Source organism: Flavobacterium sp. C4GT6 (assembly GCF_036347315.1).
In the GTDB taxonomy this organism is placed as follows: Bacteria; Bacteroidota; Bacteroidia; order Flavobacteriales; family Flavobacteriaceae; genus Flavobacterium.
This window is the reverse complement of record NZ_JAZGZU010000002.1, coordinates 170544-191449: the sequence shown is the minus strand read 5'-3', so window position 1 is coordinate 191449 and position 20906 is coordinate 170544. Positions and strand designations below refer to the sequence as shown.

The following is a 20906-nucleotide window of genomic DNA, read 5'->3' as shown; positions in this document are numbered from 1 at the left end:
CCATAATTCAAACCAAAACAAATTTTAAATTTAACTTTATTGAAGTTAATATTAATTTTATTAATATTGCAATACAGTTTATTTAAAATAATTTAATGTTATGGCAAAACTTCCCGTTATATGCCCCAGTTGCGAATCGTCACTAAACGTATCGCAGCTAACCTGCCCGGAGTGCAGCACCAGTGTAAATGGTAACTTTCCGCTCCCTGTATACTTACAGCTTTCACAGGATGAACAAAATTTTATACTCCAGTTTTTCCTTACCAGTGGCAGCCTAAAGGAAATAGCTTCTCAAATGGGTATAAGCTATCCAACCGTTAGAAACAGGCTGGACGATCTTATCGAAAAAATCAAGCAATTACAACAAACCCATTAATGCCATGAAGAAAATACTTTTTAATCCTTTTGAAAAATACAGCGAAACCCGGTTATTTATTTTTGGGATGGTCACCGCAGTACTTTCAACCTACTTAAGCTATATGTTTAATGCTCGGTTTGACGGAGTCATAGACATGCACATAGTTAAAAACAACACCCTAAAACAGGCCATTACAGACAACATAATTAATATAGCTTCACTTTTTGTAACATTTTATGCTATTGGTTTTTTCATTAATAAAAAAACAAGACCTATAGATATTTTAAATACAGTATTAGTAGCTAGAAGCATATACTGCATTATGCCTTTAACCGGTATAGCATCAAGTACGCTGAAAAAAGTAGCTGAAAAAGCTGCCAACTTAGATCCGGTTCAACCGGAAGCTATAAATTTTACAACTTCTGAAATTGTAATTGTTCTTATAGTAAGCATTTATGGAATTGCCTTATTGACATGGTTCATAGCTTTGCTTTATAACGGATTCAAAACCGCTACCAATTTAAAAACCATACTACATAAAGTATTATTTGCTACCGCCATTATACTGGCAGAGATACTTTCAATACTTTTTATCACAGCATTAAACTAACTTATTATGAAAAAACTTATTACACTTATAATTTTAATGGCAACAACATTTGCCATAGCTCAGGATATTACAGGCACCTGGAACGGTAAACTTGAATTTCAGGGTGTACAGCTTAGATTGGTTGTAAACATTTCGCAAAATGAAAACGGAGAATATAACGGTACCATGGACAGTCCGGATCAGGGAGCTAAAGGTATCCCCCTAAGCAATATAAACTTTACAGATAATTCGCTTACCTTCTCTGTGCCTGCGGCCGGGGTTCAGTACAAGGGAAACTTAAAAGACGGAACAATAACCGGTACTTACAGTCAGGCAGGAACCAGCCTTCCGTTAAACCTGTCTAAAGGACTGGGTGTAAACCGCCCGCAGGAGCCAAAAGCTCCATTTCCTTACCAAAGTGAAGATATTACCTTTAAAAATGAAAAAGCAGGCATTACACTGGCAGGCACATTAACCATTCCTGAAAAAACCGGTAATTACCCCGCTGTAATACTTATTAGCGGGAGTGGTCCAAGCAACAGAAACGAAGAAATTGCCGACCATAAACCCTTTTTACTTTTAGCAGACCACCTCACCAAAAACGGTATAGCTGTACTTCGTTTTGATGACAGAGGGGTTGGCGAATCTGGAGGAGACTTTCAAAAGGCTACCAGTGCTGACTTTGCTACCGATGCAGAAGCTGCTTTTAATTACCTAAAAACAAGACCGGAAATAAACAAAAAGAAAATTGGTTTATTAGGACACAGCGAAGGTGGCATGATAGCCCCTATGGTAGCCGAAAATAACAAGGATGTTGCTTTTATAGTACTTCTTGCCGGACCCGGTATTAAAATATCTGAACTTATGGTGCTCCAAAATTATACATTAGGAAAAATATCAGGTCTTAGTGAAGAGGCACTGGCTGCAAGCAAAGCGCAAAACAAAAAGATATATGATGTGGTTATTAACGAGAGTGACCCTAAAATCAGAAAAGAGAAAGTAATTGCTTTATTTAAAGCAGATATGGGTGCCGACCTTGCCGCTCAAGGTGCGACAGAGGAACAAATTGACAGATATGCCGCATCTGAAGCACAGGGCATATTAAGCCCGTGGTTTGTTTACTTTTTAAAATACAACCCTGAGCAGGCGCTAAAAAATATAGAATGCCCTATACTTGCCCTTAACGGCTCTAAAGATGTACAGGTAACCCCAGATGAAAACCTTAACGGAATCAAACTGGCTACTGCTGCAAACAAAAAAGTAACTATTAAAAAACTGGACGGTCTTAACCACCTTTTTCAGGAATGTACAACAGGACTACCGCAGGAATATGGTAACATAGAGCAAACTATGTCTCCGGCAGTTTTAAGTGAAGTTTCAGGATGGATAAAACAACAGGTAAAATAATTTAAAAAAAAGTAACAATTAACTGTAACATTATCATGTTTTCTGCTACTAATTTTAAAACTGTATAAAAAAACAGCCTTTATTGAATAAAAAAAACAATCTAAAAAAATTAAAAACCAACAGTTAACACTTTGGTATACAAAAAATTACTATATTTAGGCTCTTAAAAAAAGCTGCACACCTTTAAACAATTAAAACCTTACTGAACATGAAAGCTTTATTTATTATATTTTTTATGGGACTGAGTTTTACCGCTCTTGCAAACAATGACAATAATGGTAATGACACCAAAACCACTCCAAACCCTACAGAAAACAATACTGTACTTTCCAAAACAGAACAGGAAACTAAAAATGCTAAGGTTGCAAAAACAGCCACTACAGCATCTGCTGTAAAAACTGAAGAGACTACACCTGTTAAGCCGGTTTCTAAAAAAGGAACAACAAGAGTATGTACTACCGGAACAGAAACCCCGGGGTATGGTATAAGCTCATTTTTTGTAGAACTGGTTCATACAGGAAACATCAAACTGGTAAAAATGCTATTAGACGATTAATCAAAACCATTATACACAAAAAAGCAGCCTTAAGGCTGCTTTTTTTATTTACATAAAGCGGTAAAATTTTATTACTTTGCGAAAAATTTAACCGCAGTATTGATTTATGAAAAAAACTATTTTAGCCCTGTTTGCAGCAACTGCACTTTTTGCTTGTAAAGAAGAACATAAAGCCGGAACCAACCTGCATATATCAGGAAATATAAAAGGTTTTAAGCAGGGGAAGCTTTACATAAAAAGAATAGTAGACACCAACCTTGTGACTCTGGATAGTATTATCATTAACGGAAATTCAGCATTTAACAGTGATTTAAATATAGATGAACCCGAAATGCTATACCTTATTTTAGACAGAGGACAAACCAATTCTGTAGACAATCAGCTACCGTTTTTTGCTGAACCGGGTGATATTACTATAAACTCAGATGTTGAAGGTTTTTACAGCCGTGCTAAAGTTACAGGCTCAGAGAACCAAAAACTATATGAAAGCTTTTTAGAAATTAAAAAGCGCTACACTAACATGAATCTGGACCTTATGGAGAAAAACCTTGAGGCCACAAAAACAGGAAATACTCAGCAACTTGACAGCATTGAGAAAGCGAGTGAAAAAATAACTAAAACAAGATATCTTGCCACTATAAACTTTGCCCTTAATAACGCAGATAAGCCAATAGGCCCTTATATAGCGCTTTCTGAAGTATATGATGCAAATATCAAACTTTTAGATACCATACAAAAAAGTATGACACCAGAGATAGCAAAATCACATTACGGAAAAATGCTTACCGAGTTTATTGACAACAGAAAAAAAGAAGATACAGTAGAATAAAAATTCTACTACTGCAAATAAAAAACAGCAAGACTTATACCTTGCTGTTTTTTTTATAAATATTACGTAAAAAGAAGCCTTTTAAAACACTTTTCTCCACCAGTAGCACTATCTGTTCATTTTATCGAGCTCTTTCTTTAAAACCGTTTTTTTTTATAATCCTGAAATAAAAAACACAATAAAGAGGACAACACAGAAATAACAGATTTTATATGGAAAGGCACAAAAAAACAAAAACCGCTTCATTACTGAAGCGGTTTTTTTATTGAGCCGATGGAGGGACTCGAACCCACGACCTGCTGATTACAAATCAGCTGCTCTAGCCAGCTGAGCTACACCGGCATCTCAATACGGGTGCAAATATAAGACTGGTTTTGAATTTTCCAAAAAAAAATTTGCACTTTTTTATTGAAATTTTTCCTTACAGCGCGTTAATCTTTGCAACAAGCTGACCAGCAGATTCTTCCAGTTCTTGATTTATTTTCTTGAAATAATCTTTTTTATTTTCAACGTTTTTCGCGTTAATTTTTGTAATTAAATTATCAAAAACAGTAATTGCCTCATCTATAATAGCTTCTGACTCCTGAGTTGGTTTTCCCTGAGTTGTCATCTCCCAAATGTAAACTGCCTCGATAATATCTCCTAAAACGTAATTAATGTCTTTTTTTAAAGTTCTTACACTTGCCATCTTTATTTTGATTTTAAATTGTTCGCAAAATTACAACTAATTTTCTCCTTCTCTGTTAAGAAATACATATTTCTAACAAAGTAGCTTCTCCTCTTAGCGAGAAATCCTTTAAGGCTGCAGGCACCAATATGGTATCTCCTTTTTTAAATGAATATGATTTTCCGTCATTTTCAAAGCTATATTCACCTTCTGTACATATATACACTGTAAAGCTTCTTCCGTCTTTATTCACACTAGCCTCTCCTTTTAACGGAAAATAACTGGTTGTAAAATAAGGGCAGTTTACCATTACATTAGCGCTGTTTTCTGTTTGGGCGTAGTGCTTTTGGGTATCGGTAGTATTGTAGTTCATAGCATCGAGCGCCTGCTCTACATGTAACTCTCTTGATTTCCCCTGCGCATCTACCCTGTTCCAATCGTATATGCGATAGGTTATATCTGATGTTTGCTGTATCTCAGCTATAACAATCCCTGCACCTATGGCATGTATAGTCCCTGTTTCAAGGAAAAACACATCCCCTTTTTTAACCTCAACCTCATTAAGTATCTCAATAAGATTTTTGTTATTTAAATGTTCAACATATTCCTCCGGGCTAGACTTATGCTTAAAACCTACAATAATCCTGGCACCTTCATCAGCCTGCATAACATACCACATTTCGGTTTTGCCGAATGAGTTATGACGTTGTTTAGCTAGTTCATCATTTGGGTGCACCTGTATTGAAAGATCATCTCTTGCATCAAGAAATTTAAACAGTAACGGAAACTGTGTCCCAAACTGCTCATGTATTTTTTGCCCAAGTATTTCCTGCGGAAACTGCTCTAACAATTCACTAAGCGGTTTGTTTTTATAAACACCTTCACTAACTACGCTTACATCTCCGGTTACAGCCGAAAGCTCCCAACTCTCACCCGTAGTTTCGGTTGGTATATTTTTCCCAAGATCAGATTGCAGCTTAGTACCTCCCCAAATCCTGTCTTTTAAAATCGGTTCAAAAATTAGCGGATATAATTCCATTTGAGTATTTTATTATTAATATAGTTGTTTTAGTTACCGCGGTAGGTAACAAAGTTTCTTGGCGTTTCATAAAGTATCACTTCAATATCCATGGCAGCATCAATACGCTTTCTTATTTTATTCCAAATTACTACCACAATATTTTCGGCTGTAGGGTTTAAATCCCTAAACTCTGGCACATCAACATTAAGGTTTTTATGATCAAAAGGCTGTTCTACCTCATCATTAATAATATCCTTAAGCACCTTCATATCTATAACATATCCGGTTTGAGGATCAATATCTCCTGTAACACTCACTATAAGCTCATAGTTGTGCCCGTGAAAATTAGGGTTATTACATTTCCCGAAAACAGCGTCATTTTGCTCGTCACTCCAGTCTTTGCGATATAGGCGGTGTGCGGCATTAAAATGTGCTTTTCTGCTAACAGTTACTCTCATTAGTTTGGCAATTTATGATCTTCCAGATAATGGTAAAACTCGTCGAATATGATTCTGAACCATACCGTATAGTGCTCCGGATGATTTTTCATATCTTCCTTAACCGCATCAATCCCCATCCACTTCCAGCTCTCAGCCTCTTCAGTATTAATATTAGGCTCGTCATTATAATATCCTATCATAACATGATCAAGCTCATGCTCTGTAAGACCGTTATCAAAAGGAGCCTTATAGATAAAAGAAAACAGTTCCTTCAACTCTGTTTGAAACCCCATCTCTTCCATAAGTCTGCGGTTACCGGCCTGAATATTGGTTTCCCCTTCACGCTGATGACTGCAGGTGGTATTTGTCCAAAGCAGTGGTGAGTGATATTTATCGGCTGCTCTTTGCTGCAGCATAATCTCATTTTTGGAGTTCAGGATAAAAACCGAAAAAGCACGGTGCAGCAGCGCTTTTTCGTGCGCCTCCATTTTTGGCATAAGCCCTATTTGTTCGTCTTTTTCGTTTACAAGTATTACTTTTTCTTCTGTCATGATATCTTAATAGCTTTCAAAAATAAGAAAATATTAGCGGAAAAGCAGTCTGTTGACAACTTACCTTATTTTGTTAATATTAAAGCACCATACAATTATACATCAATCTTTTACGTACCTTTATATTAAAATTTAAAGAGTATGTTTACAATTAACCAAATTGAAGAAGCGCACTCTAATGTTAAAAGCGGTGCTGACTTCCCCCAATACATTCAGGATCTAATAAAACTAGGTGTTATTCGTTACAACACCTACGTAAAAGACGGTCATACCGTATACTGGGGCTGTGACAATTACAGAGTACAGTCAAACCCAAAATACGACAATCTTGAAGTTGCCGACTCAGGTAATCCCATTGATTTCATACATCACCTCAACGCTCATCAGGCAGGCGAAACCGATTATCAGACTTTTTGCCAACATGCAGCTCAGGATGGTGTAGACAAATGGGTAATAGACATGGTAGCCATGACCTGTATTTACTATGATAAAGGCGGACATAAACTACACGAAGAGGAAATCCCTATTCCGTAGCCGGTACTTTTACAAATTCAATATTCCTGGCTCTTTCATGCGATAGTAAAAAGCCTGTAATAGCACCTTCACTACCTCTTACAAAAGACAAATTCCCCCAAGGGCTAGTTCCTTTATCTTTTTCTTCTATAGTAGCAACACGTACCTCATCGACTCCCTGTGGCCTAAACACCAACAAACCGCCTTCTAAATAGAATTCATAGCTTACATCGAGTACTTTTGAGTAATACTTCCCTAAATAATCACCAAAATCAGGCAACTGATAGTCTCTCTCAAAAACATACTCCTCGCTTTCCTGGTTTACCTTTAATAAATTTGCCGTTCCGTTATTTATATCAATAAACTCAAAAAAGATCGGGTCTCCGTCTATTTTAAATTTATTAGCTCCTGTCTGCACAACAGGATAACCACCTCCATTCCATTTCTGTATAACATAGAGAACACCATCTTTTACACTAACATTAAAGGACAATCCCAACTCAGAGCCATAATCTCCTTCATATTGTTTTAAATCAGTTTCATTAACGGGGTCAAAAATCGGTTGCTCTTCTGTTTGGACAACATCATTTTTAACCTCTTTTTCTTTTTTATACTTCAATCTTAATAAGCTACTCAATGCTGGTTTATTAAACTCATAAACATTTACATTATCATTATTAGTAAACATTACAACAGTTACTCCCTGCTCTGGGAAACACTCTACCACGGTATGAAAACCATCAAGATCACCCCCATGCTGAATACGTTTCACACCATAGTAATCTCCTGTAAATAATCCTTTTGCAGAAAAATTATTATTACCCAGATCATAAAGCTCCTCATTGAGCATACGGTTCCAAAATGTAGCACCAAAAACTTTTTGACTATACATTTCAAACAGCCACTTTTGCATATCATGCACCGAAGAAACAACACCCGCTCCCGAAATTAGATATTCTTTTTGTGGCTCAATTTCATAACCTTCATCTGTTTCCACATAACCTTTTGACATATGCTTTACTGAGTAAGCATCATAAGTATATTGAGTACTTTTCATTTTTAAAGGTCGAAAAATATTCTCATGAGCAAAATCAATAATTGATTTACCCGATACTTTCTCTATAATCCTTACCAAAAACCAATATCCTGAATTGGAATAAGAAAAAGTACTTCCCGGTTCAAAGTCAAGCTCCTGCACTCTAAGCATATCTTCTACCATTTCATTTTTAGTATAATCTTTGTTATCATGTCCCCTCAACATAGATAATGCTAAGTAGTCTTTTATACCACTGGTGTGATTTAAAAGATGAACAATGCTAATAGTATTAGCATACTCAGGAAAATCAGGAAAATATTTTGATAATTTATCTTCAAGGCTCAGCTTGCCCTGCTGTTCAAGCATAACAATACAGGCAGCAGTAAACTGTTTTGATACAGATGCCATGCAAAACAGCGTTTTGTCATCTATTTTTTTATTTGCTTCAATATCTGCATAACCTACATTTCTGCTATATATAACTTTGCCGTTTTTTGCAATGCTAACAGAAACACCGGGCACAACACCCTGATCGTAAACAGATAAAACAGAATCGATTGCTTTAAAATTATTTTGAGAAAAAGCAATGAGAGGTAACAATACCAGGAGTAAGGCTGATATTTTTTTCATAGTTATTGGTTTGATTTTAGTTACACTAAAAAGCTAGGCAATATTTATGCCAGCTCTTCAGCACATTTTATGGCACATTTCTCCCCGTCTATCGCGGCAGAAATAATTCCTCCGGCATAACCCGCACCTTCACCACATGGATAAAGTCCTTTTATCTGCAGGTGTTCCAGCGTATAAGGATCACGAGGGATACGCACCGGTGATGAGGTTCTTGATTCGGGAGCATGGAGTATGGCATCATTAGTTAAGTATCCCCTCATGGATTTACCAAAATCCACAAAACCCTGTCTCATTACCTGAGTAATTAACCCCGGAAATACCTGACCCAATTCAACCGAAGTTGTTCCCGGTACATAAGATGTTTTAGGAATATCGGAAGATACTTTGCTTTGTGTAAAATCGATCATGCGTTGCGCAGGTACCCTTTGGGTTTCACCTGCTAAATGCCATGCTTTTTGTTCAATACTCTTTTGGAATTCCATTCCTGCAAGTGCGCCAAATTTGGCAAAAGGTTTAAAGTCTTCGAGTTTAAGCTCCACTACAATACCCGAGTTAGCCGTAGCCTGATCCCTTTTAGAAGGCGACCATCCGTTAGTCACAACTTCTCCCGGGCTGGTAGCACAAGGTGCAATAACACCACCCGGACACATACAGAAGGAATACATACCCCTGCCGTTTACCTGCTTTACTATACTGTATGGTGCAGGTGGCAGGTAATCACCTCTAAAGTCACAACTATACTGTATACTGTCTATTAAGGTTTGCGGATGCTCTGCCCTTACTCCAAGCGCAAAAGGCTTTGCTTCGATGAAGATTTTTTTACGGTCCAGCAATTCAAATACGTCCCTTGCAGAATGTCCTGTTGCCAGTATTATTTTTTTGGCGTTGATCACATCATTATTCTGAGTAACCACACCTTCAATTTCGTTATTTTTTACCAGTATATCAGTCACACGGGTATCAAAAAGCACCTCGCCACCAAACTCAATAATCTTTTCGCGCATGGATTTGATTATCTTAGGTAGTTTGTTAGTACCAATATGCGGATGCGCCTCTACCATTATATTATCGGCAGCACCAAAAGCCACAAAAAGTTTCAGAATACGGTCTACATCACCACGTTTTTTAGAACGGGTATACAGCTTCCCGTCAGAATAGGTTCCGGCACCACCCTCACCAAAACAGTAGTTTGAATCTTCGTCCACAATATGTTCTCGGTTAATAGCTTTAAGATCACGCCTGCGTTCCTGCACATCCTTACCTCTTTCTATAACAATAGGCTTAATACCAAGTTCAATAAGTTGTAGTGCTGCAAATAACCCGGCAGGCCCTGCCCCTACAACAATCACTTCCTTATTATTGGAAACATCTTTATAGTCTGGTAAAGGAATAGTGGTTTCGGTATATGCTTCCTTCCAGTATACTGCAAGCTTAAGATTTATTTTAATAGTCTTTTGGCGCGCATCAATAGACCGTTTTACAATAGCGACATGATTAATCTCTTCAGGTCTAACCTGCATAAGCTTAGCAACATACTCTGTAAGTAAATGCTGCTGTGCGGCAACCTCTGGGGCTACCTGTATCTGGAGTTCTCTTGGCATTCCGCAAAAATAATCAATATTTAGCGATTATCTTCACTTAAAAATTAAGACTATTTAAGAGTCGCTTTTTCCTCAAAAGCATGCAGTGCAAATGAAGCCAGCCAGTGTTCGCCTTCATAATTACCATCTACAATAGCCGGTAACGAATAATTAAAATGATGATTGGCTAACGAAATTAAATGACCAAATTGCTTTGGGTACTGACTTGCCAGCCTGTACATATTCCAGGCGCGGCTAAAGTTAAGTCCGTCAAGATGTACAAGGTGGCCATCATTCCTGTCGGATACCTCACCCGGCTCCCAATTGTAGTTTTTATCAAACAATTGCTTTGCAAAACCTTTGAGCCATTTTAAAAAGTCTTTTTCGGGCATTACACGTTGCATTATTGCCATTTCTTCCATACATGGTGACAAGAAATCAGTACCGCTTGGTTCCCAGTCAAAAGGGCAATCGGTATCATCTTTAAACAGTCGTAATGCATTTTCCTTAATCACACGCTGAAGTTCGGTATTACCGGAATACACGGCATAATCCCATGCCAGTGACATCCCGAAAGCAGTGTTAGTATGTGTACCTACCCTAACCGGATAGTTAAGCTTAGGCAGGAATTCTATGTATCGGGCAACAATCAAGTCGGCAAGCGGCTTTACATTAACAGCAAGTTCTTTCACCTCAGCAACAGGAGATCTTTCCAATTCCAACTGAAGTTTTAAAAGCCATGCCCAGCCATACGTGCGCTCAAAAGCCTTTTCATGTTTTTTGCTCATATAGGCTACTTCCTGCTCAATATTAGCCTTGCTCAAATTTACCTGTAGCTTACTTATAATCTCTTCTTTCCTGTTAATATCAGGAAACTTACTGAGCAGATATACCAAACTCCAATGCCCGTGTACCGACGAATGCCAGTCAAAACAGCCATAAAAGGCAGGATGCAGTTGTTGGGGCGTTCCCAGCTCGGAAGCATCGGCAATAAGTTGTCCCATTTTATTAGGAAACTCCTGTTGCATACATTTTAACGGTAGCCCGGCAAGTCCGTTAGCTCTTTCTAAAGTAAGTTCCTGCGCAAAGGAAACCGAAGTGATAAATAAAGCGGTAAGTATATAGTGTTTCATTTTTTTTTATTAGTTAGGTTTACTAAGTATTAAATTATGATTAGTAATAAAAAGGAAAGCGAACAGATTAAAAAGCATTTCCACCCTGTTTTACCGCTCCTATTTGAGACTCTATGAATTTTTGCAAACTACTAGAAGTCAAATGCGAATATCCATTAAAATTAATTTCAAAATAATGAAATCCTTCATATACCGCAGGATTATTCCCTTCATCAAGATAAACATATAAAAACTGACTACCTGCATTATATACATCAATAACAAAAAATGGTCTTTGTATTGATATGTTATCCTCTTCCAGCAATTCTCTTACATAATCCTGAATTTCCTGTTGTGAATCAAAAGCACCATATTCAAGTACATAACAATATTTTCCAGCCAAAAAGAGTAACTCTTTTAACGCTTTTGGAAAAGGCTTCCCATTATTATACAACCGCTCAAGGTTTTCAATTTCAGTTAATGAAATAGGATCATTATTCATATCTGGATCTCCATGCCTATACGGATTCAACTCCAACTCTTTTAAATATTCAATTTTCATAAATACGGAGGTTTGTCAACTGATAAATATAAAAGTTTGAACAAATAAAACCTACATCACTTTTAAAAACCTTACAGATTAACTAAACTTTGTAACTTTACCCTCCCTAACCGCAACAATTACAAATGAGAAAAATAAAACTGATATGGGATTTTAAAGGACCGGCAGGAGCAAAAACTGCCGAGCACCATGAAATACACCTTAAGGAATATATAGCCATAGAAAAACTACCATTAAACATTACAGGTTTTAAAGCAATAAGCGATATGCATGCCATAGCTTATATGGTAGTTACCGATGAACACATGATACAGGTGCGCGATGCACTCAAACCCCATCGAGGCGAACTCTATGAAGAGTAATTAGCGGTCAGTAATTCAGACTAAAAACATTAAATATCATATAAAAGAAAACCCTGAGAGATCTCAGGGTTTTTCTTTTTATCATTTTATGTATTGCTAATTTAATTAGCAACTTCACTTATAAACTTAATACGCATAAGCCTTAGCTCTTCGGTATCATAATCTCCGTCAAACTCCTTAAGTGCATCCTTAATGTTATCAGATTCTGATTCCATATAATATTCATGGATTTCTTCCTGCTGATCTTCATCAAGTATTTCATCAATCCAATACTTGATATTAAGTTTGGTGCCTGAATACACTATCTGCTCCATTTCCTTTAGCAGAGCATCCATATCCAAGCCTTTAGCACTGGCGATATCACTTAACGGAAGTTTCCTGTCCACATTCTGGATAATATACAACTTAAGTGCAGAGTTAGCCCCTGTAGATTTCACTACAAGATCATCTGGCCTTACAATATCATTATCCTCAACATAGCGGGCAATAAGGTCGGCAAATTCCTTACCGTATTTTTTAGCCTTACCTTCACCTACACCGTGTACATTACTCAGTTCAGCAACACTAACAGGATACTTTAAAGCCATATCTTCCAGCGAAGGATCCTGGAATACCACAAACGGCGGAACACCCAGTTTTTTGGCTACCTTTTTACGAAGGTCTTTAAGCATATTTACCAAAGCCTCATCGATAGTACCTCCACCCGATTTTGCTGCTGTCACTATAGCATCATCACTATCGTTACCGTAGTCATGATCTTCCGTCATCATGAACGACACAGGGTTAGCAATAAACTCCTCTCCTTTAGGGGTAAGCTTAAGCACACCATATGTTTCAATATCTTTAGACAGATAATCTTCTACCAGCACCTGCCTTATAAGTGCCATCCAGTGCTTATCATCATATTCTTTACCCTTCCCAAAGAAAGCCTGAGAATCGGTTTTATGAGCCTTTATAAGCGCATTAACCTTTCCGGTAAGTGTAAATATTATTTCTTTGGACTTATACATCTGCTTGGTGTTCTTAACCGTTTCCAGCAAAGTAACCACCTGATCTTTAGCCTCTGATTTCTTTTTAGGATTACGAATATTATCGTCCATATCGGCACCTTCGCCATTCACTTCGTCAAATTCCTCACCAAAATAATGAAGAAGGAATTTTCGTCTTGACATTGAAGTCTCGGCATAAGCAACTACTTCCTGTAACAGTGCAAAACCTATTTCCTGCTCTGCTACCGGTTTACCCGACATGAATTTCTCCAGCTTTTCTATATCTTTATACGAATAGTAAGCCAAACAATGCCCTTCACCTCCGTCACGACCGGCTCTACCTGTTTCCTGATAGTAACTTTCAAGCGACTTTGGTATATCATGGTGAATTACAAAACGAACGTCTGGCTTATCGATACCCATACCAAATGCAATGGTTGCCACCACCACATCTACATCTTCCATAAGAAACATGTCCTGATGCTTGGCACGCGTTTTAGCATCCAGTCCGGCATGGTAAGGTACAGCACTAATACCGTTTACCTGTAACACCTGTGCTATTTCCTCCACCTTTTTACGGCTCAAACAGTAAATAACCCCCGATTTACCTTTGTGCTGCCTTATAAAACGAATAATGTCAGACTCAACTGTTTTAGCCTTTGGCCTTACCTCATAATAAAGGTTTGGCCTGTTGAATGATGCTTTAAATACATTAGCGTCAGACATGTCAAGGTTTTTCAGTATATCCTCCTGTACCTTAGGGGTAGCAGTAGCAGTAAGCCCTATAACGGGCACATCTCCCAACTGTTTTATGATACTTCTTAAATTACGGTATTCAGGCCTGAAGTCATGTCCCCATTCTGATATACAGTGTGCTTCATCTATCGCTACAAAAGACAGCTTAACGCCTCTTAAAAAAGTAACATATTCTTCCTTAGTAAGCGATTCAGGCGCTACATACAAAAGCTTTGTAATACCGTTAGTGATATCACTTTTAACCTGGTTCACTTCTGTTTTTGTAAGGGAAGAATTTAAAACGTGTGCTATACCCTGTTCTGACGAAAGACTCCTTATGGCATCCACCTGGTTTTTCATCAGCGCGATTAATGGGGAAACTACAATCGCTGTTCCATCGAGCACCAAAGCAGGCAACTGATAACACAGTGATTTTCCGCCACCTGTTGGCATTATAACAAATGTATTTTGTCCCGTTATGATACTTTTTACAACACCTTCCTGGAGACCTTTAAATTTGTTAAAACCAAAATATTTTTTTAACTCTTTGTGTAAGTCAATTTCGGTCGATTTCATTATTTATTAATAGTAATTTACATAAATTTGCAGAACATAAAGATACAAAAATCTTTAATACGCGCAACTTTTTAAACATTTCACAATCTTGATAAATACACAGGCAATACTGGATTCAGCCAGAAAAACTATACTTACTGAAAGCGAGAGCATTGCTAACCTTGTAAACTACCTTGATGAGGACTTTGCAAAGGCTACCGGGATAATTCACCAGAGCAAAGGCAGACTGGTTGTTACCGGAATTGGCAAAAGCGCCATTATAGCCAGCAAAATTGTTGCAACGCTTAACTCAACCGGAACCCCATCCCTTTTCCTGCATGCAGCCGAAGCCATTCATGGCGACTTAGGTATGGTACAACCCGGAGATGTGATTATTTGTATTTCAAAAAGCGGCAACAGTCCTGAAATCAAAGTACTCGCTCCGTTATTAAAACGTTACGGCAACAAACTTATTGGCATGACTGCCAATAAAAATTCATTTTTAGGAAAAGAATCCGATTATGTACTTCATGCGTATGTAGAAAGTGAAGCCTGCCCTAACAACCTGGCGCCAACAAACAGCACTACAGCACAGCTCGTTTTAGGCGATGCTCTTGCCGTATGTCTTATGGAGCTTAACAACTTTAAAAGTGAAGATTTTGCCAAATACCATCCTGGTGGTGCACTGGGCAAAAAACTGTTGTTACGTGTAGGTGATATGCTTGACGATACTCACAGACCAGCAGTATCACCAAACAGTAGTATCAAACAGGCTATTTTTGAGATATCAGCAAAAAGACTTGGTGTTACAGCCGTGTTAGAAGGTGAAAAAGTTGTAGGTATTATTACCGATGGTGATATAAGAAGAATGCTTAACGACAGGGATAACATTGCCGGAGTTGTAGCTAAAGACATAATGACACACAACCCAAAAACAATAAAGCCAACAGAAATGGCTGCAGATGCTCTTAACACTATGGAAAATTTTGCTATCACACAGCTGGTAGTAGAGGAAAACGAAGAGTACAAAGGCATACTGCATTTACATGATATTTTAAAAGAAGGAATAGTATAAATAAATGGCCAAAAACGCTAAAAAAACAACTGCAGGGGAAATGTCTTTCCTTGACCACCTTGAAGAACTGAGATGGTTACTGATAAGAAGTACATTAGCAATATTAATTTGCGGTGTTATAGCTTTTATCTTTAGTAAATTCATTTTTGACAATATTATATTTGCACCGGCAAGCGGAGACTTTCTTACTTACCAGTTTTTTTGCGACCTGGCAAATAAATATGACTTAGACAAAAGTTTTTGTATTACCGAACTGCCTTTCAAAATCCAGAGTAGACGCATGGACGGTCAGTTCTCTACCGATATTTGGACCTCGATAACAGCTGGTTTTATTTTAGCCTTTCCGGTAATTTTATGGGAATTCTGGAAATTTATACGTCCTGCACTTTATGACAGAGAGCGTAAATATGCTATGGCATTTTTATTTTCTGCCTCATTACTGTTTTTCCTTGGAGTCCTTTTTGGCTATTTCATTATTGTTCCTCTTTCGATCAACTTTTTAGGTAATTACAGCATTAGCAATATTATCGAAAACATGATCGACATTGACTCTTACATCAGCCTTATAAAAACCACTGTTATTTCATGTGGTCTGATTTTTGAGTTACCTATAATTATATACTTCCTATCAAAAACAGGCTTGGTTTCTGCTGAGTTTTTGAGGAATTACAGAAAATATGCCTATGTAATTATGCTTATTGTTGCCGCGGTGGTTACTCCTCCTGATATTGTAAGCCAGGTTATAGTTACCGTACCACTGGCAATACTGTATGAACTGAGCATATTTATTGCTGTAAGAATTGGAAAGAAAAGTGAGATAACAAAAGCTTAATTAGAGATGAGCGATATAGTACAGGAATTTAACGACTATCGCCAGAAAATGAACGACAAACTTCTGGCCGATAACAATAAAATAATTAAACGTATCTTTAACCTTGACACAAACGCCTACATGGAAGGCGCTCTTAATGTTAAAACAAAAGAATTACTGGGACTTGTGGCATCTGCAGTATTACGTTGCGACGACTGCGTAAAATACCATTTAGAAACCTGTTACAAAGAAGGACTGAACAAAGAAGAGGTTATGGAAGCCCTTAGCATAGCTACCCTGGTAGGAGGAACCATAGTAGTACCCCACCTTAGAAGAGCTTACGAATTTTGGGAAGCACTTGAAGAAAAAGGACAAGGCGAATAATATTAAAAAAAGAAATTTAAGACATGATCTTAAGAGCTGACAACCTAGTCAAAACATATAAAGGCCGAAGCGTTGTAAAAGGCATTTCGGTTGAAGTAAACCAAGGAGAGATTGTAGGGTTACTGGGACCTAACGGTGCCGGAAAAACCACATCTTTCTATATGATTGTTGGACTTGTAAAACCTAACAGCGGAAAGATATACCTGGACAATATGGATATTACCGATTACCCTATGTACAAACGTGCTCAAAACGGTATTGGTTATCTTGCTCAGGAAGCTTCGGTTTTCAGGAAGCTTAGTATTGAAGATAATATATTAAGTGTACTACAGCTTACCAACCTGTCTAAACAAGAACAGGAAGCCAAAATGGAAGCCCTTATAGACGAATTCTCACTACAACATATACGTACTAACCGCGGTGACCTTTTATCTGGTGGTGAGCGACGCCGTACAGAAATTGCCCGTGCACTGGCAACCGACCCTAAATTTATTCTTTTAGATGAACCCTTTGCAGGTGTTGACCCGGTAGCGGTTGAAGACATTCAGCGTATTGTAGCACAGTTAAAAAATAAAAATATAGGTATTCTTATTACCGACCACAACGTACAGGAAACTCTTGCCATTACCGATAAGACTTACCTAATGTTTCAGGGAGACATCCTTAAGGCAGGTGTACCCGAAGATCTTGCCAGCGACGAAATGGTACGTAAAGTATACTTGGGACAAAACTTTGAGTTAAGGAAGAAAAAACTGGACTTCCAGCAACAAACAACTCCGTCCACTGTACCTGATGAAGAAAACTTTTAATCTGATATAAAAAAGAAAGCCCGGATTTTGATCCGGGCTTTCTTTTTACACTAAAATCATTATTTTTTCATTTTCTGATAAGCCTGACTGCTTTTCATCTCATCTTCCTTCTCTTTTTCAATAGCTCTGAAAGCTTCCTCGTAATCATAATTAAAATTATCTTTTAAATCCTTAACCCCTAACTTCTCCAAGCAATACATGTATCTCAATAAAGATTTCTCTGAGGCATCTTTATCATAGTTAGCCGTTAACCAAAAAAACTGAGCAGCAAAATCATACACCCCTAAATCCATTGCGATATCGGCATATTTAAAAACATCATTTAAGTACTCGTCTTTATCTTTAAAAAGATTAGACATTTCAAACCTCCTGTACATTAAATAAATTTCTTTAGATGTATTAGCCCTTACATCCATATTGTATAATGGATTAGCAGCATAAATAGCAATTTTAGCCTTATCCCATTCTGCTCTGTCATCCAACTCTACTTTACCTGTCTCAACACCTTTTGCATTCTCTGAAAAGTAAACCTCATACATTGCCCAGGCAGAATTAGGGTACTGAGTTAAAATAGCCTTATAAACCGCAATAGCATCATCATAACTCCCCTTATCATGAAGAACAATACCCTTCCCTATTTCCTGCTGCAACTGATCATCAAAAATACCAAGCCTCTGGTTTATTTCCCGAAGATAAACTGTCGCTGTAGCAGTATTTTCTGAAAACATAGGTAAAATCTCAGCAAACTTATAGGCATAATCAAATTCTCCCTGACTCATTAGCATAAGGATTTTAGTAACAGGTATTATAAGATTCCCCGAACTCATCTCCATTGTAGCCCCCCAGTAATTATGATTATTATCGGTAAGGCTTTTTATGTTTTGTTTTTTAGAGAAATCCAGTTTTGATAACTCAACCCCAAAATCTTTCACTCCCGTAAACTTATCTTCAACTGTACTTTCAAAAGCAATTAAAACCGGTAAATGTTCAGCAGCCCATTGTTTATTAAGTAAAACTTTTTGAGCCAAATCAGCTTCCTCATACTCCTTTACTATTTTATCATAAGGTGATACAATTTCTATTTCTTCAAAATTCTTGCCCACATTAAAACCTATCGCTACAGGAAAATCAATAAATTTAGTCCTTCCCATTTTTACCGCCCTTAACTTTTTAAGCATAGCACTAACTTTATCAGGATCAAGCATAGGCTTAGAATACACCTCAAAATCTGCATCAGCATCTTTATGCAATGTAACAACAACAGCAAGCCTGTAAGATTCCGGCAAGGTGTTTCCTTCCTCTTCAACCTTATCCATTAATGCTTTAATACCTGTCATGAACTCATCGGTATCAATATTTACTTCGGCAATCGTTTGATCGCCTAAAATCGCTACTGTTAATTTGGAATCCTGAGATATACCTTTTAAGCTAACCAAGAGTGTTAGCAGGCAAATAAGTGTAGTTTTCATTTTTTGTGGTTTGTTGGTAAAACCAAATATATAGAAAACTCTTAATCAATATACCAAAAAACAATTACTGTAGTTTCAGGGTATGTAATGCTGCAACATCTCCGTTGTAAATATTCACATCAACATTGCCGTCTATTCCTTCAATAGTGGCTTTATCTGTAAATTGCCAAAAATGCCATTCCTTTCTTATTTCTTCTTCAAAAAAACTATAGTTGGCAATCCATAAAGTATAGCCTTTAAATTCTTTTTTCAGAAAATCGGTATAAAAGCTTTCCCCACTGTAAATAATCGGCTTAACACCATAGTGAGTCTCAATCCTATCCAACCAGCGTTTAAGCCCGGCTTTAAGGCTATCCATACTTTGTTTACTTGGTATCTTTTCAATATCAAGTACAGGTGGCAAGTCCCCTTTTTTAAGGGAAACTGTTTTTATAAAATTATCGGCCTGTTTAATAGAGTTTTCATTTGGCCTGTAATAGTGATATGCCCCGCGAATAAATCCTTTTTTACCAGATTGTCTCCAGTTATCTTTAAATTGCTTATCCGTTTTATTCTTTCCGGCAGTAGCCCTAACGAATACGAATTTCATGGCAAAACTCTCATTCCCTTCTTTCACCTTACTCCAGTCAATATCACCCTGATATTCAGACACATCAAAACCAAAAACTTTATCCTTGTGGCGCGATACTATTTCATAAATTCTCAGGTCGGCAATTTTGCGTTCCTCTTTAGTAAGCTTCTCAATGCGCTTATTAGTCTTAAACCCTAAATAGTACAAAAAACCATGTCTGTACTGATAGCCTATCGCCACAACGAAAGACAACAGTAAAACCAAAAAAGAATACTTAAGTATTTTACCAGGTGTAACCTTTCGGTTATCTTGCCGGTAAATAGCCTTTGCTTTTTTGGAAGCCTTATTATAGTTTTTTTTGTACTGCCTGTTATCCATTAGCCTGTTTAGCAGTCATATTGTTTATTACAGAAAGTATTACATAAAACAATATAATTACCGGAATAGCAAAGTACTGGAAGAAAGACAACAACAATACCGACACAATAAGGAATATGAATTGTATTTTATTATTTTTCCAGTTAAAGTATTTCACTTTAAGCGAAAACAAAGGAATCTCTGCATTTAACAGGTAAGCACTCAGTAAACTTATCCCTACCAGAATAAACGGATTACTTAAAAACTCAAATACCATACCCTCACCTCCTGTGTGGTTTAATATTACAGGTAAACTCATTATAAACAGTGCGTTTGCAGGTGTAGGTAACCCAATAAACGAATCGGTTTGACGCTCATCAATATTAAATTTTGCCAGCCTGTAGCAGGAAGCCAGGGTTATAATAAAACCAACATAAGGTAATAAGCCTAAATAACCATTATCGATAGATAGGTTATAGTCATCTGTTAAATCGGCAATATTTGCCAATAGCTGATACATCGCTACTCCGGGCACTACACCACTGGTAACCATATCGGCCAGAGAATCTAACTGAAGCCCAAGCTTACCCTGAACTTTTAGTATCCTTGCAAAGAAACCATCCCAAAAATCAAAAAAGATACCCATGCAAACCCAAAAGAAAGCCATTTGCAAATTGGTATTGAATGCATACACAAGAGCTATTAAACCAGAAGCAAGGTTTAGTAACGTAATAAAGTTCGGAATGTGTTTCTTAACAGACATAGCATTTAATTTTACTGCAAAGTTAACACAATAAGTTAATAGAAATAGAGTTTAGTAATTGAGATTTTTATTTCATATTTGCACAAATTTAACAGCGTTGAAAAAGAAATTTATATTTCCCATACTGCTTTTTTCCTTTTTAGCTCATGCACAGTCAGTCAGGAAGTACTCTAAT

General features: G+C 37.2%; 23 protein-coding genes and 1 tRNA gene. 11 read left to right on the top strand and 13 right to left on the bottom strand.

Annotated elements, in window-relative coordinates; all coding sequences use genetic code 11:
- The first annotated feature begins 100 nt into the window (after positions 1–100).
- The 5 genes from V3Z67_RS03150 (at position 101) to V3Z67_RS03130 (ending at position 3739) form a co-directional block, all read left to right on the top strand.
- Positions 101–376, top strand: coding sequence for a DUF2089 family protein (locus V3Z67_RS03150; protein WP_330441928.1), 276 nt, complete (start codon positions 101–103; stop codon positions 374–376).
- A gap of 4 nt (positions 377–380) precedes the next feature.
- Positions 381–968 (top strand): hypothetical protein, encoded by a 588-nt coding sequence (locus V3Z67_RS03145; protein WP_330441927.1) that lies wholly within the window; start codon positions 381–383, stop codon positions 966–968.
- A gap of 6 nt (positions 969–974) precedes the next feature.
- A complete protein-coding gene (locus tag V3Z67_RS03140; protein WP_330441926.1) occupies positions 975–2354 on the top strand; it encodes an alpha/beta hydrolase family protein in 1380 nt (459 codons plus the stop codon).
- Positions 2355–2562: 208 nt separating this feature from the next.
- Positions 2563–2910 (top strand): hypothetical protein, encoded by a 348-nt coding sequence (locus V3Z67_RS03135; RefSeq protein WP_330441925.1) that lies wholly within the window; start codon positions 2563–2565, stop codon positions 2908–2910.
- Between the two features lie 106 nt (positions 2911–3016).
- Entirely contained in the window at positions 3017–3739 is a 723-nt protein-coding gene (locus tag V3Z67_RS03130) for a DUF4369 domain-containing protein (protein ID WP_330441924.1), read from the top strand.
- Positions 3740–4007: 268 nt separating this feature from the next.
- Here V3Z67_RS03130 and V3Z67_RS03125 read toward each other — a convergent pair.
- From V3Z67_RS03125 to idi, 5 genes are all read right to left on the bottom strand, one after another.
- Positions 4008–4081: transfer RNA gene (locus V3Z67_RS03125), tRNA-Thr, on the bottom strand.
- Positions 4082–4160: 79 nt separating this feature from the next.
- Complete coding sequence (locus V3Z67_RS03120) at positions 4161–4427, bottom strand: hypothetical protein (RefSeq protein WP_330441923.1); 267 nt, start codon at positions 4425–4427, stop codon at positions 4161–4163.
- A 55-nt stretch (positions 4428–4482) separates the two neighbouring features.
- A complete protein-coding gene (locus tag V3Z67_RS03115) occupies positions 4483–5445 on the bottom strand; it encodes a type I phosphomannose isomerase catalytic subunit (protein ID WP_330441922.1) in 963 nt (320 codons plus the stop codon).
- A gap of 29 nt (positions 5446–5474) precedes the next feature.
- Positions 5475–5885, bottom strand: a complete 411-nt coding sequence (locus tag V3Z67_RS03110) for a 6-pyruvoyl trahydropterin synthase family protein (RefSeq protein ID WP_330441921.1) — start codon at positions 5883–5885, stop codon at positions 5475–5477.
- Positions 5885–6418 (bottom strand): isopentenyl-diphosphate Delta-isomerase, encoded by a 534-nt coding sequence (idi, locus tag V3Z67_RS03105; protein WP_330441920.1) that lies wholly within the window; start codon positions 6416–6418, stop codon positions 5885–5887. The genes V3Z67_RS03110 and idi overlap by 1 nt, the downstream gene beginning before the upstream one ends.
- A 141-nt stretch (positions 6419–6559) precedes the next feature.
- Here idi and V3Z67_RS03100 point away from each other — a divergent pair, with 141 nt between their 5' ends.
- On the top strand, positions 6560–6952 hold the full coding sequence (locus V3Z67_RS03100) for a DUF1398 domain-containing protein (RefSeq protein ID WP_330441919.1): 393 nt from the start codon (positions 6560–6562) through the stop codon (positions 6950–6952).
- Here V3Z67_RS03100 and V3Z67_RS03095 read toward each other — a convergent pair.
- The 4 genes from V3Z67_RS03095 to V3Z67_RS03080 all read right to left on the bottom strand — a co-directional run bounded on the left by V3Z67_RS03095 (position 6942) and on the right by V3Z67_RS03080 (position 11851).
- Entirely contained in the window at positions 6942–8597 is a 1656-nt protein-coding gene (locus V3Z67_RS03095) for a serine hydrolase domain-containing protein (RefSeq protein WP_330441918.1), read from the bottom strand. The two genes, V3Z67_RS03100 and V3Z67_RS03095, sit on opposite strands and share 11 nt — an antisense overlap.
- Positions 8598–8641: 44 nt before the next feature.
- Complete coding sequence (locus V3Z67_RS03090; RefSeq protein WP_330441917.1) at positions 8642–10198, bottom strand: NAD(P)/FAD-dependent oxidoreductase; 1557 nt, start codon at positions 10196–10198, stop codon at positions 8642–8644.
- A 50-nt stretch (positions 10199–10248) separates the two neighbouring features.
- Positions 10249–11310 (bottom strand): DUF2891 domain-containing protein, encoded by a 1062-nt coding sequence (locus V3Z67_RS03085; protein WP_330441916.1) that lies wholly within the window; start codon positions 11308–11310, stop codon positions 10249–10251.
- 67 nt (positions 11311–11377) lie between these two features.
- The gene (locus V3Z67_RS03080) at positions 11378–11851 is read right to left on the bottom strand and encodes an SMI1/KNR4 family protein (protein WP_330441915.1); all 474 of its coding nucleotides are present in this window, start codon (positions 11849–11851) and stop codon (positions 11378–11380) included.
- A 125-nt stretch (positions 11852–11976) separates the two neighbouring features.
- Between V3Z67_RS03080 and V3Z67_RS03075 the strand changes: the two genes are divergently transcribed.
- On the top strand, positions 11977–12213 hold the full coding sequence (locus V3Z67_RS03075; protein WP_035129972.1) for a hypothetical protein: 237 nt from the start codon (positions 11977–11979) through the stop codon (positions 12211–12213).
- A 101-nt stretch (positions 12214–12314) separates the two neighbouring features.
- Here V3Z67_RS03075 and recQ read toward each other — a convergent pair whose 3' ends face one another.
- The gene (gene recQ / locus V3Z67_RS03070; protein WP_330441914.1) at positions 12315–14513 is read right to left on the bottom strand and encodes a DNA helicase RecQ; all 2199 of its coding nucleotides are present in this window, start codon (positions 14511–14513) and stop codon (positions 12315–12317) included.
- Between the two features lie 88 nt (positions 14514–14601).
- Here recQ and V3Z67_RS03065 point away from each other — a divergent pair, with 88 nt between their 5' ends.
- From V3Z67_RS03065 to lptB, 4 genes are read left to right on the top strand one after another with little or no spacing between them, the layout of a single operon-like run.
- Entirely contained in the window at positions 14602–15567 is a 966-nt protein-coding gene (locus V3Z67_RS03065; RefSeq protein ID WP_330441913.1) for a KpsF/GutQ family sugar-phosphate isomerase, read from the top strand.
- 4 nt (positions 15568–15571) lie between these two features.
- Complete coding sequence (tatC, locus tag V3Z67_RS03060) at positions 15572–16399, top strand: twin-arginine translocase subunit TatC (RefSeq protein ID WP_330441912.1); 828 nt, start codon at positions 15572–15574, stop codon at positions 16397–16399.
- A gap of 6 nt (positions 16400–16405) precedes the next feature.
- Complete coding sequence (locus V3Z67_RS03055; RefSeq protein WP_157482729.1) at positions 16406–16762, top strand: carboxymuconolactone decarboxylase family protein; 357 nt, start codon at positions 16406–16408, stop codon at positions 16760–16762.
- Between the two features lie 23 nt (positions 16763–16785).
- Positions 16786–17571, top strand: a complete 786-nt coding sequence (gene lptB / locus V3Z67_RS03050) for an LPS export ABC transporter ATP-binding protein (protein ID WP_035129961.1) — start codon at positions 16786–16788, stop codon at positions 17569–17571.
- 59 nt (positions 17572–17630) lie between these two features.
- Here the strand turns inward: lptB and V3Z67_RS03045 are convergent, their stop codons facing one another.
- From V3Z67_RS03045 to V3Z67_RS03035, 3 genes are all read right to left on the bottom strand, one after another.
- Positions 17631–19040 carry a hypothetical protein gene (locus tag V3Z67_RS03045; protein WP_330441911.1) on the bottom strand — a complete coding sequence of 470 codons (1410 nt, stop codon included), beginning with the start codon at positions 19038–19040 and terminating at the stop codon, positions 17631–17633.
- A 64-nt stretch (positions 19041–19104) separates the two neighbouring features.
- A complete protein-coding gene (locus V3Z67_RS03040) occupies positions 19105–19989 on the bottom strand; it encodes a glycoside hydrolase family 25 protein (protein ID WP_330441910.1) in 885 nt (294 codons plus the stop codon).
- Positions 19982–20731: a CDP-alcohol phosphatidyltransferase family protein gene (locus tag V3Z67_RS03035; protein WP_330441909.1), complete on the bottom strand. Its 750-nt coding sequence runs from the start codon at positions 20729–20731 to the stop codon at positions 19982–19984. The genes V3Z67_RS03040 and V3Z67_RS03035 overlap by 8 nt, the downstream gene beginning before the upstream one ends.
- Positions 20732–20906: the final 175 nt, after the last annotated feature.

Coding starts and splice junctions, on each gene's coding strand:
- V3Z67_RS03150 (WP_330441928.1), top strand. CDS start 101: ATGGCAAAACTTCCCGTTATATGCCCCAGTTGCGAATCGTCACTAAAC.
- V3Z67_RS03145 (WP_330441927.1), top strand. CDS start 381: ATGAAGAAAATACTTTTTAATCCTTTTGAAAAATACAGCGAAACCCGG.
- V3Z67_RS03140 (WP_330441926.1), top strand. CDS start 975: ATGAAAAAACTTATTACACTTATAATTTTAATGGCAACAACATTTGCC.
- V3Z67_RS03135 (WP_330441925.1), top strand. CDS start 2,563: ATGAAAGCTTTATTTATTATATTTTTTATGGGACTGAGTTTTACCGCT.
- V3Z67_RS03130 (WP_330441924.1), top strand. CDS start 3,017: ATGAAAAAAACTATTTTAGCCCTGTTTGCAGCAACTGCACTTTTTGCT.
- V3Z67_RS03120 (WP_330441923.1), bottom strand. CDS start 4,427: ATGGCAAGTGTAAGAACTTTAAAAAAAGACATTAATTACGTTTTAGGA.
- V3Z67_RS03115 (WP_330441922.1), bottom strand. CDS start 5,445: ATGGAATTATATCCGCTAATTTTTGAACCGATTTTAAAAGACAGGATT.
- V3Z67_RS03110 (WP_330441921.1), bottom strand. CDS start 5,885: ATGAGAGTAACTGTTAGCAGAAAAGCACATTTTAATGCCGCACACCGC.
- idi (WP_330441920.1), bottom strand. CDS start 6,418: ATGACAGAAGAAAAAGTAATACTTGTAAACGAAAAAGACGAACAAATA.
- V3Z67_RS03100 (WP_330441919.1), top strand. CDS start 6,560: ATGTTTACAATTAACCAAATTGAAGAAGCGCACTCTAATGTTAAAAGC.
- V3Z67_RS03095 (WP_330441918.1), bottom strand. CDS start 8,597: ATGAAAAAAATATCAGCCTTACTCCTGGTATTGTTACCTCTCATTGCT.
- V3Z67_RS03090 (WP_330441917.1), bottom strand. CDS start 10,198: ATGCCAAGAGAACTCCAGATACAGGTAGCCCCAGAGGTTGCCGCACAG.
- V3Z67_RS03085 (WP_330441916.1), bottom strand. CDS start 11,310: ATGAAACACTATATACTTACCGCTTTATTTATCACTTCGGTTTCCTTT.
- V3Z67_RS03080 (WP_330441915.1), bottom strand. CDS start 11,851: ATGAAAATTGAATATTTAAAAGAGTTGGAGTTGAATCCGTATAGGCAT.
- V3Z67_RS03075 (WP_035129972.1), top strand. CDS start 11,977: ATGAGAAAAATAAAACTGATATGGGATTTTAAAGGACCGGCAGGAGCA.
- recQ (WP_330441914.1), bottom strand. CDS start 14,513: ATGAAATCGACCGAAATTGACTTACACAAAGAGTTAAAAAAATATTTT.
- tatC (WP_330441912.1), top strand. CDS start 15,572: ATGGCCAAAAACGCTAAAAAAACAACTGCAGGGGAAATGTCTTTCCTT.
- V3Z67_RS03055 (WP_157482729.1), top strand. CDS start 16,406: ATGAGCGATATAGTACAGGAATTTAACGACTATCGCCAGAAAATGAAC.
- lptB (WP_035129961.1), top strand. CDS start 16,786: ATGATCTTAAGAGCTGACAACCTAGTCAAAACATATAAAGGCCGAAGC.
- V3Z67_RS03045 (WP_330441911.1), bottom strand. CDS start 19,040: ATGAAAACTACACTTATTTGCCTGCTAACACTCTTGGTTAGCTTAAAA.
- V3Z67_RS03040 (WP_330441910.1), bottom strand. CDS start 19,989: ATGGATAACAGGCAGTACAAAAAAAACTATAATAAGGCTTCCAAAAAA.
- V3Z67_RS03035 (WP_330441909.1), bottom strand. CDS start 20,731: ATGTCTGTTAAGAAACACATTCCGAACTTTATTACGTTACTAAACCTT.